General features: G+C 51.7%; 15 protein-coding genes. 10 read left to right on the forward strand and 5 right to left on the reverse strand.

From position 1 onward, the window contains the following. Positions 1–112: 112 nt before the first annotated feature. The 5 genes from dacA (at position 113) to lipA (ending at position 4,852) form a co-directional block, all read left to right on the forward strand. Positions 113–1,312 (forward strand): D-alanyl-D-alanine carboxypeptidase DacA, encoded by a 1,200-nt coding sequence (gene dacA, locus ACLGE8_RS07275; protein ID WP_123650106.1) that lies wholly within the window; start codon positions 113–115, stop codon positions 1,310–1,312. A 105-nt stretch (positions 1,313–1,417) separates the two neighbouring features. Further along, positions 1,418–1,681 carry a DUF493 family protein YbeD gene (gene ybeD / locus ACLGE8_RS07280; protein ID WP_035894333.1) on the forward strand — a complete coding sequence of 88 codons (264 nt, stop codon included), beginning with the start codon at positions 1,418–1,420 and terminating at the stop codon, positions 1,679–1,681. Positions 1,682–1,780: 99 nt separating this feature from the next. Beyond that, positions 1,781–2,422: a lipoyl(octanoyl) transferase LipB gene (gene lipB, locus ACLGE8_RS07285; RefSeq protein WP_410997515.1), complete on the forward strand. Its 642-nt coding sequence runs from the start codon at positions 1,781–1,783 to the stop codon at positions 2,420–2,422. A 307-nt stretch (positions 2,423–2,729) separates the two neighbouring features. Beyond that, complete coding sequence (locus tag ACLGE8_RS07290) at positions 2,730–3,686, forward strand: YbeF family transcriptional regulator (protein ID WP_317983867.1); 957 nt, start codon at positions 2,730–2,732, stop codon at positions 3,684–3,686. A 200-nt stretch (positions 3,687–3,886) separates the two neighbouring features. Further along, positions 3,887–4,852, forward strand: coding sequence for a lipoyl synthase (gene lipA, locus ACLGE8_RS07295; RefSeq protein WP_185669836.1), 966 nt, complete (start codon positions 3,887–3,889; stop codon positions 4,850–4,852). Positions 4,853–5,064: 212 nt separating this feature from the next. On the opposite strand, the gene tatE is transcribed toward lipA, so the two are convergent. Together tatE and ACLGE8_RS07305 are read right to left on the reverse strand one after the other, a co-directional pair. Beyond that, positions 5,065–5,265 (reverse strand): twin-arginine translocase subunit TatE, encoded by a 201-nt coding sequence (gene tatE, locus ACLGE8_RS07300; protein WP_410997517.1) that lies wholly within the window; start codon positions 5,263–5,265, stop codon positions 5,065–5,067. 126 nt (positions 5,266–5,391) lie between these two features. Further along, complete coding sequence (locus ACLGE8_RS07305; RefSeq protein ID WP_410997519.1) at positions 5,392–6,180, reverse strand: deaminated glutathione amidase; 789 nt, start codon at positions 6,178–6,180, stop codon at positions 5,392–5,394. A 117-nt stretch (positions 6,181–6,297) separates the two neighbouring features. Between ACLGE8_RS07305 and crcB the strand changes: the two genes are divergently transcribed. Next, complete coding sequence (gene crcB / locus ACLGE8_RS07310; protein ID WP_410997521.1) at positions 6,298–6,675, forward strand: fluoride efflux transporter CrcB; 378 nt, start codon at positions 6,298–6,300, stop codon at positions 6,673–6,675. A 60-nt stretch (positions 6,676–6,735) separates the two neighbouring features. Here crcB and cspE read toward each other — a convergent pair whose 3' ends face one another. Both cspE and pagP read right to left on the reverse strand, forming a co-directional pair. Continuing rightward, positions 6,736–6,945: a transcription antiterminator/RNA stability regulator CspE gene (gene cspE, locus ACLGE8_RS07315; RefSeq protein ID WP_000034825.1), complete on the reverse strand. Its 210-nt coding sequence runs from the start codon at positions 6,943–6,945 to the stop codon at positions 6,736–6,738. A gap of 160 nt (positions 6,946–7,105) precedes the next feature. Further along, on the reverse strand, positions 7,106–7,681 hold the full coding sequence (gene pagP / locus ACLGE8_RS07320; protein ID WP_410997523.1) for a lipid IV(A) palmitoyltransferase PagP: 576 nt from the start codon (positions 7,679–7,681) through the stop codon (positions 7,106–7,108). Between the two features lie 674 nt (positions 7,682–8,355). Between pagP and dcuC the strand changes: the two genes are divergently transcribed. Both dcuC and rna read left to right on the forward strand, forming a co-directional pair. Then, positions 8,356–9,726: an anaerobic C4-dicarboxylate transporter DcuC gene (gene dcuC, locus ACLGE8_RS07325; RefSeq protein ID WP_185669839.1), complete on the forward strand. Its 1,371-nt coding sequence runs from the start codon at positions 8,356–8,358 to the stop codon at positions 9,724–9,726. A gap of 94 nt (positions 9,727–9,820) precedes the next feature. Further along, positions 9,821–10,621, forward strand: a complete 801-nt coding sequence (gene rna / locus ACLGE8_RS07330; protein ID WP_410997525.1) for a ribonuclease I — start codon at positions 9,821–9,823, stop codon at positions 10,619–10,621. Positions 10,622–10,659: 38 nt separating this feature from the next. On the opposite strand, the gene ACLGE8_RS07335 is transcribed toward rna, so the two are convergent. Then, positions 10,660–11,490: an alpha/beta fold hydrolase gene (locus ACLGE8_RS07335; RefSeq protein ID WP_410997527.1), complete on the reverse strand. Its 831-nt coding sequence runs from the start codon at positions 11,488–11,490 to the stop codon at positions 10,660–10,662. Between the two features lie 234 nt (positions 11,491–11,724). On the opposite strand from ACLGE8_RS07335, the gene rnk reads away from it, so the two are divergent. Both rnk and uspG read left to right on the forward strand, forming a co-directional pair. After that, positions 11,725–12,135 (forward strand): nucleoside diphosphate kinase regulator, encoded by a 411-nt coding sequence (gene rnk, locus ACLGE8_RS07340; protein WP_185669842.1) that lies wholly within the window; start codon positions 11,725–11,727, stop codon positions 12,133–12,135. A gap of 184 nt (positions 12,136–12,319) precedes the next feature. Beyond that, positions 12,320–12,748: a universal stress protein UspG gene (gene uspG, locus ACLGE8_RS07345; protein ID WP_185669843.1), complete on the forward strand. Its 429-nt coding sequence runs from the start codon at positions 12,320–12,322 to the stop codon at positions 12,746–12,748. Positions 12,749–12,885: the final 137 nt, after the last annotated feature.

Below are 12,885 nucleotides of genomic sequence, written 5' to 3' on the forward strand. Positions count from 1 at the left end.
TATATGTAAAAGTCATTAACAAAGTCATATGCGATGTCGGATGCCTGTCTGCAGGGCATTTGCTATAGTAAGGCACTTTTTTAACTCCATCACGGATGTCGTTGTTTTGACCATGAAGACCTCTTTTTTCGCTCGCTTACTCATTCCGGCGCTCTCCGTCGCAGCACTCTCTTCCGCTGCCCACGCCGATGACCTGAATATCAAAACCATGATTCCAGGCGTTCCGCAGATTGACGCGGAATCCTACATTCTTATTGATTACAACTCCGGTAAAGTTCTGGCTGAGCAGAATGCTGACAGCCGTCGCGACCCGGCGAGTCTGACCAAAATGATGACCAGCTACGTCATCGGCCAGGCAATGAAAGCAGGTAAATTTAAAGAGTCCGATCTGGTCACCATCGGCAACGATGCCTGGGCCACCGGCAACCCGGTATTCAAAGGCTCTTCCCTGATGTTCCTGAAGCCAGGCATGCAGGTCCCGGTATCTCAACTTATCCGCGGGATTAACCTGCAGTCCGGTAACGATGCCTGTGTCGCAATGGCCGACTATGTCGCCGGTAGCCAGGACGCCTTCGTTGGGCTGATGAACAGCTACGTGACCGCGCTGGGTCTGCAAAACACCCACTTCCAGACCGTTCACGGCCTGGATGCAGATGGTCAGTACAGCTCCGCACGTGATATGGCAATGATCGGCCAGGCGCTGATCCGCGACGTGCCGAACGAATACACCATCTACAAAGAAAAAGAGTTCACCTTTAACGGTATCCGTCAGCTGAACCGTAACGGTCTGCTGTGGGACAACAGCCTGAACGTCGACGGCATCAAAACCGGTCACACCGATAAAGCCGGCTACAACCTGGTGGCTTCCGCAACCGAAGGCCAGATGCGTCTGGTCTCCGCCGTGATGGGCGGTCGTACCTATAAAGGTCGTGAAACCGAAAGTAAAAAACTGCTGACCTGGGGCTTCCGTTTCTTTGAAACCGTGAACCCAATTAAAGCCGGTAAAGAGTTCGCTTCTGAGCCAGCCTGGTTTGGTGACACCGACCGCGCCTCCCTGGGTGTGGATAAAGACGTATACCTGACCATCCCACGCGGCCGTATGAAAGATCTGAAGGCGAGCTACGTGCTGACCACCAGCGAGCTGCACGCGCCGCTGCAGAAAAACCAGGTTGTGGGTACTATCAACTTCCAGCTGGACGGCAAAACCATCGATCAGCGTCCTCTGGTGGTGCTGCAGGAAATTCCTGAAGGCAACTTCTTCGGTAAGATCATTGATTACATTAAATTAATGTTCCACCACTGGTTTGGTTAAAAATCACCCACTTGAAAGTGTGATTTCCATCCCCATATACTATGCATAGTAAAAACAACTCCCGCACATTTGCGGGAGTTGTTCTTTTTCAACACTGGAGCTGACATGAAAACCAAACTGAACGAACTGCTTGAATTCCCTACACCATTTACTTACAAAGTAATGGGTCTGGCGAAACCTGAGCTGGTTGACCTGGTGGTTGAAGTGGTACAGCGCCATGCGCCAGGTGACTACTCTCCGCAGATAAAACCGAGCAGCAAAGGCAATTACCACTCGGTGTCCATTACCATCAATGCAACCCACATTGAACAGGTAGAAACGCTGTACGAAGAGTTGGGTAATATCGAAATCGTCCGTATGGTGCTGTAATCGCATCACCGTTACCCGGCACTGCCGGGTAACGCCTCTCCCCTCCTCCCTGTGATATACTCTGCGTCCATCATTTCCCCTCTCTGCGGAGACGCTGTTTTGGACTTAAATACCCTCCTGATCCGTCAACTTGGCCTGCAACCTTACGAACCGGTTTCCCAGGCAATGCATGATTTTACCGATAGCCGCGATGAGTCCACGCTGGATGAAATCTGGCTGGTAGAACATCAGCCCGTCTTCACGCAGGGCCAGGCAGGTAAAGCCGAACATGTGCTGGTGCCAGGCGATATTCCGGTCATTCAGAGCGACCGCGGCGGTCAGGTGACCTATCACGGACCCGGTCAGCAAGTGATGTACGTCCTGTTAAACCTCAAGCGCCGTAAGCTTGGCGTACGCGAACTCGTCACGCTGTTAGAGCAGACGGTGGTCAATACGCTGGCGGAGGTGGGTATCGAAGCGCACCCTCGCGCCGATGCGCCAGGGGTATACGTAGGGGATAAAAAGATCTGTTCGTTGGGGCTACGTATCCGTAAAGGCTGTTCATTCCACGGCCTGGCGCTGAATATCGCGATGGATCTGTCACCTTTCCTGAGAATTAACCCTTGCGGATATGCGGGAATGGAAATGGCCCAGGTGTCACAGTGGATGAATGACGCAACGCCGGAAAATATATCACCTCGGTTGGTCTCCCACTTTTTAGCTTTGCTAAACAATCCACCTCATGAATATATTCACTCTTAATATATTATACATCCTGACCCAATAATCCGTTGGGTCATTCACTATCTTTTCATCTCCCTCTTTACAATAACGGCAAGTTTCTCTATTTTTTCTGCTTAATTTCGCCATAAAGTGCACCGCAACGCTCACTTTTGCGCAATGACACGCATAACGACATAGATACCAACAATGTATTAGCAACATTAATGCATTGATTATTAACGTAAAAATCACGTTTTTACCTTGCGAATCTGCGTTTCTCAGAATAATAATAATATTATTATTCTCAACTATCATTCATGGAGTGAATGAATACGGAGTAAGCAGTGTGGATTATAACGATAAGCCCGAAAATAAAACTAACCTCAACGTTGAAAATGAGACGCCACAAATCTTCCGCACGCTGCGTAATATTGACCTCAATTTATTGACCATATTTGAAGCGGTCTACGTGCATAAAGGTATCGTCAACGCTGCGAAAATACTGAATCTCACCCCTTCAGCGATAAGCCAATCGATTCAGAAACTTAGACTGCTCTTCCCCGATCCGCTCTTTATTCGCAAAGGCCAGGGCGTCACTCCAACGGCGTACGCTACCCATCTTCATGAATATATCAGCCAGGGGCTGGAGTCGATTCTCGGCGCGTTGGATCTGAACGGCAGCTATGACAAGCAGCGAGTGATTACTATCGGCACCGCCGCCTCGGTGGGGGCTATCGTGATGCCGGTTATCTATCAGGTTGTGAAGAAGACCTACCCACAGGTGCTGTTGAGAAACGTGGCCGTTACCGATGCCAACGCGCAACTCAGCCAGTTCCAGACCGATTTAATTATCGATAACCACGAACACAACAACCCGCGCACGCTGGGCCGTCATGCGCTGTTTAGCGACAAGTTGGTGCTGGTATGTCGCAACGACCACCCGGCGCTGGAGGAATCTCCCTCTCTGGACACGCTGATGCAGTACGAACACACGCTGCTGACGATGGACGGCGCGGGGCAAAACGACCAGTACCGGCGGATACGCGACATGCTGCCCGATCGTCAGGTAAGCGTGAGCAGTTACAATTTATTCACCATCGCGTCACTGATCGCCTCAAGCAACCTGATTGGCATTATGCCGCTACGCTTTTACCATATCTTCAGACAGTGCTGGCCGCTGCAAACGCTGGACTTCATGCCGCTCCAGCAGGAACGCGTCGACTTTTCATTGCATTACAATAAGCTCAGCCTGCGTGATCCGGTAATGCAAAACATTATCAACGTCATCCATCAGGCGTTCTGAACCTCGTACTCCTCATCTTCGCTGGCCGGCAAAAAAGCATTATTCAACAACTATTTTACAATTTGCCGGCACAGTAGGCTGCTTTGCACCCCATTTAAATGGTATACTGCCTGCCATAAATTCAAAAATAGTTGATAAATACAACATTCCCTTGAATTGAAACGCTTTCCCTCGATACTCGGAACTGGAATACGTACGCTATGAGTAAACCCATTGTGATGGAACGCGGTGTTAAGTACCGCGATGCCGATAAAATGGCCCTTATCCCGGTTAAAAACGTGGCAACAGAGCGCGAAGCGCTGCTGCGAAAACCGGAATGGATGAAAATTAAACTTCCGGCAGACTCCTCCCGTATCCAGGGTATCAAAGCGGCCATGCGTAAAAATGGCCTGCACTCCGTCTGTGAAGAAGCCTCCTGCCCAAACCTGGCAGAATGTTTTAACCACGGCACCGCGACCTTTATGATTCTGGGCGCTATCTGCACCCGTCGCTGCCCGTTCTGCGACGTTGCCCATGGTCGCCCGGTAGCCCCGGATGCTAACGAACCACAAAAACTGGCCCAGACCATCGCGGACATGGGACTGCGTTATGTGGTTATCACCTCAGTGGACCGTGATGACCTGCGTGACGGCGGCGCTCAGCACTTTGCTGACTGCATTTCCGCCATTCGTGAAAAAAATCCGACCATTAAGATTGAAACGCTGGTGCCAGACTTCCGTGGCCGTATGGATCGCGCGTTAGAGATCCTGACCGCAACCCCACCAGACGTCTTCAACCATAACCTGGAGAACGTGCCGCGCATCTACCGCCACGTGCGCCCGGGTGCTGACTATAACTGGTCGCTGAAACTGCTGGAGCGCTTTAAAGAAGCGCACCCTGAAATCCCGACCAAATCAGGTTTGATGGTGGGCCTGGGCGAAACTAACGCCGAGATCGTTGAAGTGATGCGCGACCTGCGTCGCCACGGCGTTACTATGCTGACGCTCGGTCAGTATCTGCAACCAAGCCGCCACCACCTGCCGGTGCAGCGTTACGTCAGCCCGGATGAGTTCGAAGAGATGAAAGCCGAAGCGCTGGCGATGGGCTTTACCCACGCGGCCTGTGGCCCATTCGTGCGTTCGTCTTATCACGCCGACCTTCAGGCCAAAGGCCTTGAAGTAAAATAAGCTCTCTGAGACCCATAATAAGAAGCCGCTCTCTATTGAAAGCGGCTTTTTTAATGGCTCGACGAGAAATATATTGTTGCAATAAGACAATGTTAGAAATGTTATTCCCATAAAAAAGGGCTACAACGTGCTTACGCTGTAGCCCCTTCCACAGGCGGCTAAACCTGCGCATGGCGCGCTACATCAGCACACCATGTGAAACGCTGCCCTGCTTACTCTTTATGAGAGAGTTTTTCTGCCGGGGTTTCTTCTACGCTTTTCTGCGCCGTGGTTTCATCATCATTCATGGCTTTCTTGAAGCCTTTGATGGCTGAACCCAGATCCCCACCCAGAGTCCGTAATTTTTTGGTACCAAACACCAGAACAATCAGTGCTGCCACTACCAGCAGTTTGGTAATACTAATCTCACCCATAGATACCTTCTTCTCAAAAACAGGCTGCAGAATGCGCCACATCACTGTCATTTATTAACGGTCATCCGGCGCGCGCACACAATAGCAATCTGTAACAAGGTGAATCAAGCGTTGTTTAAAAAAACGTCACGTTAATTGCGGTAGCGCAAACCGGCGATTCGCCAATACAGGAAGTTGTTGGCGGACGCTCAAAAGATGCTCGCGCTGAATATCAGAAATAATCAGCTGCGACTCTGCCGTAGCCCCTGCCAGCGTCACGCCAAGTGGATCGATAATTCGGCTTTGACCAATATTTCGCGTACCGCACTCCCCGCTCGCCACCAGGTAGCAGGTGGTATCTAACGCGCGTGCCGCAAGCAGAGTCGCCCAGTGATGCTCTTTCAGCGGCCCACGCACCCAAGCCGCTGGAAGTGCCAGAATCTCAGCCCCCTGGAGCGCCAGCGTCATCGCCAGTTCCGGAAAACGCAGATCGTAGCAGGTCATCAGGCCAACCTTAAAATCTTCAACCTCAATCAGCGGCGGCAACGCATCACCGGCATCCACCCGCTTTGACTCCTGAATAGAGAACGCATCATAGAGGTGGAGCTTGTGATAGTGGGCAATAACTTCGCCACCACACAGGGCCACCAGCGTATTTCGCGCACTGTCTTCCCCTGACGGCGTGTGGATAGTCAGTACGGTGGTCAACGCATCGCTACGGCTTTGCGCTAGCAGTATCTGCATAAAGCCACCGTCCAGCGTCTGAGCCGACCTGACGGACATATCCGGGTCGCTATCGCTACGTGCTAGCAACGCCTCCGGGAGCACCAGCAGAGATGCGCCAGCTCCAGCCGCCGAGCGCATCAACGCGACGCAGCGTTGCGCATTAACCTGCCACTCCGGCGTAACGACAAACTGCCCTGCTGCTACCCGCATCCGCACACCTCAGCTTTTTCTAATATATCAATATGATGAATACTGATGAGTATATAGCCAGATTCACCCGTTCAGCGCTACACTGGCAGCATTAATTGAAAATCGCAGGAAACTCGCATGATGCAACTGTTGTTAGCCGTTTTTATCGGCGGTGGTACCGGCAGCGTCGCTCGCTGGCTGCTGAGCCTGAGGTTTAATCCTATGCACCATGCCATTCCGCTGGGCACGCTGACGGCTAACCTGGCCGGGGCGTTTATCATCGGCGCGGGATTGGCGTGGTTTAACCGTCTGCCGCAGATTGATCCGGTTTGGAAACTGCTTATCACCACCGGCTTTTGCGGCGGGTTGACGACCTTTTCTACCTTCTCGGCCGAAGTTGTCTTTCTGCTACAGGAAGGGAAATTGAGCTGGGCGCTGCTAAACGTCGCGATGAACCTGCTGGGTTCATTCGCCATGACCGCCGCCGCATTCTGGTTGTTCAGCGCCAGTCGCTAAAAAAGGATAAAAAAAACCCGCATTTAAGCGGGTTTTGAATTCTGAACTGCTATTTTTCGCTTAGAGAGCGATGACGTTAGCAGCAGAAGGGCCTTTGGCACCGTTAGTGATTTCGAACTCTACGCGCTGACCTTCAGCCAGAGTTTTAAAACCATTGGTCTGGATTGCAGAGAAGTGTACGAATACGTCTTTGCTGCCATCTTCCGGAGTAATGAAACCGAATCCTTTGGACTCATTAAACCACTTAACGTTACCTTTAATCTTAGACATCAAAATTACCTTTATATGAAAAAACGACACTAATCTGTGTCAGTTAACAGTACAACAATTGTCGTCGGTTTTGTCCAGCCTAACTTCGTTAAAAAGTGATAAATGTCTCTAACTTTTATTTGCGGGTTGACTTTAGCGCCCGCTGTGCTCCAGGCCGGTTTCAGAAGTCAAAACGAAGCCAGGCGAAGTAGACGTTGCCGTTGTTATAGGTGCCAGGAATGTAGGTCATCTGGAACGTCGCCGGGCCGTAACCGATAGAGGCCATCGGCAGCGCCACCGGTAGCGGGATGTAGTTCCAGTTATCCCGCGCGGTCACCCCAATCGTGTAACCCAACCCAACGTGGAATTTATCGTCCGTCAGCGGTCGCCAGGTGGCTTCCCAGCCGTAGCCGCCAATCGGTTCCCATTTGTTATAGGAGTCTTTAAACGCCATCAAATAGATGCCGTGCCAGTTGCCTTTTTCATCCCAGCGCGAAACGCCAAAGCCGGCGCCCCAGGGACGCTCATTGTATTTGTCCGTTTTCTCTTTATCGTAGGCAAAACGCGCGTGCCACGTAATCACCGGCACATACAGATCGTAATTCTGCGGTTCATCCCAGGTTTGCACGATGTTATTGCTCACCGTGTTATAGCCATCCTTAATCGTCTCGGTAAAAGACGCATACGCGGGCAGAGCAGTGCTCGACAGCCCGACCATCACAAACAGCAGTGCGAAAAATCTATTTAGTTTTAACACGATAGTCTTGCCAAAAAATGATTAATTAAGAATATTCTACCAAGCGTATGCTCAATGATATCGTAACCAAAGTGGCGGCTTAGCTTTTTTCTCCATCTGAATTACAAATTAGAATATTCCTAAACAAACCGTCAAGCCAACTGCACAAGCTAAGCTAAATTATAATGCACGATTACCGTCAACGATTCGCATTATCGTCCATGAGTAGAAAACCATAAATTAAAAGTGCCTTCTAATTATATTAAACCAAATGATTTCCCATATTATTTTCGTAATATGAGAATAAATGCTTAATCATTAAATAACGATTTAATTAGCGTATGTTTTATACAACTTCATCGTCCCTATTTTATTTCACACGTTACCTGCTGAAGGGTAGCATCAACACCGTACCTTCCCACCACGACATGCGTCGCCTGCCTTTCACCCTCGTGCCCGGCAAGACAACATTTCATTCCCTCTGCCTGTATAGTATTCCACCAGCACGCTATACTTATTGGGGTGACAACGCTCTACTTTGTGAGTACACCGAGTAAATGACAACTTCGCCATCTTTAATTACTCTTTTTATTGATTTTCATCAGCTAAATTTGTCGGTTTTTTCGGCACATTTCACCCCTTACTTTTGATGCAGCACTGCGTCAATTTTTACAACTGGGCGATAGGTGTTAATAATGTTAACGTTCTTTGAACTCCTGATTGGTGTTGTGGTTATTGTGGGTGTAGCCCGCTACATCATCAAAGGTTATTCCGCAACGGGAGTCCTTTTCGTCGGTGGCTTACTGCTACTGATTGCCAGCGCATTGATGGGTCACAAGATTTTACCTAGCAGCGCAACCAGCACGGGTTACTCTGCCACCGATATTGTTGAATACATCAAGATCTTATTAATGAGCCGCGGTGGCGACCTCGGCATGATGATTATGATGCTCTGTGGTTTTGCCGCTTATATGACGCATATCGGCGCGAATGATATGGTCGTTAAGCTGACCTCTAAACCGCTGAAGTTTATCAACTCACCTTATTTACTGATGATTGCGGCCTATTTCGTGGCCTGTCTGATGTCACTGGCCGTCTCTTCGGCAACCGGCCTCGGCGTACTGCTGATGGGTACCCTGTTCCCGGTGATGGTGAACGTCGGCATCAGCCGCGGCGCGGCGGCTGCAATCTGCGCCTCCCCGGCGGCAATTATTCTCTCTCCAACGTCCGGTGACGTCGTGCTGGCAGCAAAAGCCGCAGAAATGCCGCTGATTGATTTCGCCTTTAAAACCACGCTGCCTATTTCCATCGTGGCGATTGTCGCCATGGCGATTGCCCACTTCTTCTGGCAGCGCTACCTGGATAAAAAAGAGCATATCTCTCACGAAATGCTGGATGTGAATGAAATCTCCACCAGCGCGCCTCGCTTCTACGCTATTCTGCCGTTCACCCCTATTTTCGGCGTACTGATCTTTGACGGCAAATGGGGCCCGGAACTGCACATCATCGCCATTCTGGTTATCTGTATGCTGCTGGCGGCAGTACTGGAATTCTTCCGTGGCTTTAATACCCAGAACGTCTTTGCTGGCCTGGAAGTGGCCTACCGCGGAATGGCCGATGCCTTCGCCGGCGTGGTCATGCTGCTGGTTGCCGCAGGCGTTTTCGCCCAGGGTCTAAGCACCATCGGCTTTATTAACAGCCTGATTTCCATTGCCACATCGTTCGGCTCGGCCAGCATTATTCTCATGCTGGTGCTGGTGATCCTGACCATGCTGGCCGCGATGACCACCGGCTCCGGTAACGCGCCATTCTACGCTTTCGTGGAAATGATCCCGAAACTGGCGCACTCTTCCGGCATCAACCCGGCCTACCTGTCGATTCCGATGCTGCAGGCATCCAACCTCGGTCGTACCATCTCCCCGGTTTCCGGCGTAGTGGTTGCGGTTGCCGGTATGGCGAAGATCTCTCCGTTTGAAGTGGTTAAACGCACGTCGGTACCGGTCATCATTGGGCTTATCGTGGTGATTATCGCCACCGAGGTCCTGGTGCCCGGCGTCGCCGGATAATCATTTATCGGATAAATAAAATAAGGCGCCTGAGAGCGCCTTATTTTATTATGTAATAACGTCACTAAATGATTAAAAACGTGGAGTCAGGAAAATGTTAGGGAAGAATATTGTATCAGGATGCGCGCTGCTGCTCTGCGCTGGCAGCCTTCAAGCGGCCCCACTGGCACCCACACAATATGGCGACTTCGACCGTTACGTCCTGGCACTCTCCTGGCAAAACGGGTTTTGCCAGAGCCAGCATGATAGAAACCGCAAAGAGCCGCTAGAGTGCCAGCGGACAACAGAGGCCGCCAATAAGGCCGATTATCTGACGGTACACGGCCTATGGCCTGGGCTGCCGGGCTCCATTGCCTCACGCGGCGTGGACAACAACCGCTGGATGCGTTTCGGCTGCGCCACGCGTCCGATCCCTAATATGCCGGAAGCGAAAGCCAGCCGGAAATGTGCCGCCGATGAGACCGGTTTGTCGTTGGAGGTGGCCAATAAACTCAACCAGGTGATGCCGGGCAGCGGTGGGGAAACTTGCCTTGAGCGCTACGAGTACGCCAAGCACGGCGTCTGCTTCGGCTTCGATCCGGATGCCTACTTCGGCACCATGGTGCGCATGAATAGCGAAGTGAAGCAAAGCGCGATAGGTCAGTTCCTTGCCGCTAACTACGGCAAAACCGTTACCCGCGCGAGCTTTGACGATGCGGTTGCCCGTGCCTTTGGCAAAGAGAATGTGAAAGCGGTCAAGCTGACCTGCGACGGCAACCCGGCCTATCTGACCGAAATGCAGATTGCCATTAAATCTGCCAGCATCAACAACCCGCTCAGCGCAGATTCACTGCTTCCACAGCCGCACCCCGGCAACTGCGGTAAACAGTTCATCCTGGATAAAAACGGCTACTAATCGTTTGATACGCCCCCGACCTTAGGGGGCGATTCGCGCTACTGCTCGATAAACGACAGCAGATCGTCGTTGATCTGGTGCTTATGCGTGGTACAGATCCCATGCGAGCCGCCGTGATACACCTTCAGCTCCGCGTCAGGCAGAATTTCCGCCGCCACTTTCCCGCAGGTTTCAAACGGCACAATCTGATCGTCATCGCCGTGAATCACCAGCGTTGGGATCGTCATTCTGCGCAGGTCCTCGCGCAGGTCGGTTTCTGAGAACGCCTTGATGCAGTCGTACAGCGCCTTAATCGAACCCTGTAGCCCTTGCTCAACAAAGCCTTCACGCACCGCTTTCGACTCCTTCGCCCCTGGACGGTTATAGCCGTAAAACGCCGCCGTCAGCTCATAGAAAAACGCGCCACGATCGTTAATCACCCCGTCACGAATACCGTCGAAGACCTCCAGCGGCACGCCGTTCGGGTTAAAGTCCGTTTTCACCATAATGGGCGTTACCGCGCCAATCAGCACCGCTTTAGCCACCCGTTGCGTGCCGTGGCGGCCGATATAGCGAGCCACCTCGCCGCCGCCGGTTGAGTGACCGACGTGCACCGCATCCTTCAGATTCAGATGGGCGGTCAGCTCCGCCAGATCATCCGCATACTGGTCCATATTGTGCCCATCCCAGGGCTGCGCCGAGCGCCCATGGCCTCGTCTATCGTGGGCGATAACCCGATACCCCTTTGACCCCAGATACAGCATCTGATCCTCAAACGCATCAGATGTCAGCGGCCAGCCGTGACTAAACACAATTGGCTGTCCGCTCCCCCAATCTTTAAACCAGAGATAGCTACCATCTTTCAGGGTCAGTTTATCGAAACCACTCATACGATCTCCTGTACAGGAAGGACGCTGCCAGGTGCAGCCTAAAAAGAATAATCCAGATTTATAGGTTGCGATGTATTTCGCACAAAATTCACACAACACCGTTCGTTGCCATTCTCGAATGTGCGCTGTATCACTTCAAACCTGACCTCAGGATCAGTATGATGGGATGAGATGAACCCTTGCCGCTGGCGGTGAGGGTTTTCTTTTGGATAATCGATAGACATGGAGTAAATAATGACCAGACCTGCCATCATTATTAATGAGTTCGATGCCGAGCGTATCGACCGCCTGCTTGAGCAACCTGCTTACGCAAATTCCCCGGTGGCGAACGCGCTAAACGACGAACTGGATCGTGCCCAGATGTGTGCCCCAGAGGACATGCCGCATGATGTAGTGAGTATGAATAGCCAGGTCAGATTCCGCGATCTCACCACTGGAGAAGAGCGCGTCCGTACGCTGGTCTTCCCGGCCCAGATGACCGATAGCAGCAGCCAGCTTTCCGTGATGGCCCCGGTTGGCGCCGCGCTGCTCGGCCTGCGCGCGGGCAGCGCCATTCACTGGGAACTGCCGGGCGGTACTTCTACCCATCTCGAAGTGCTCGAACTGCTTTACCAGCCGGAAGCCGCTGGCGAATTTCATCGCTAATCTCCCGCGCTAACCTATTAAGAGGATGTTCTGCATCCTCTTTCTGTTTTTGCTCCCTCAACTCCTACCCACTTCACGAAACTTTACAACGCCCCTCGCCTCGATAAACTATTTTGCGAACTAAATGACATATTTAGAACCTATTATGTGTTCTGATAGTTCCACAAAGACAAGGAGGAGCCATATGTACAAAACAATCATTATGCCAGTTGATGTTTTTGAGATGGAATTGAGTGACAAAGCCGTTCGTCACGCGGAATTTTTAGCCCAGCAGGATGGCATTATCCATCTGCTTCACGTGCTGCCTGCATCAGCCAGCTACACCATGAGCCGCTTTGCCGCCGACCTGCGCCGCTTTGAAGAGCATCTGCAGCAGGAAGCCGAAAGCCGCCTGACCACCATGGTGAGCCATTTCAGCATCGACCCTTCGCGCATTAAGCTTCACGTTCGCCTCGGCAGCGTCCGCGATGCCGTGAACGAACTGGCGGAAGAACTGAACGCCGATATGGTGGTGATCGGTTCACGTAACCCGTCTATCAGCACGCACCTGCTTGGCTCCAACGCTTCCAGCGTTATCCGCCACGCGCATATCCCAGTATTAGTCGTCAGATAATGTAGCCGGCCAGGCAAAACGCCGCCGGGAAATAGCAGTCACAATAAATATCCTCCGGCATAGCCGGAGGTTTTTCTGATGCGCCTATAAGGCTCTCTTACCAGCCGCGCCCTAACAGGCGCATACGATCTGACATT

This window comes from Kluyvera sp. 142486 (assembly GCF_046569695.1).
GTDB lineage: Bacteria > Pseudomonadota > Gammaproteobacteria > Enterobacterales > Enterobacteriaceae > Kluyvera.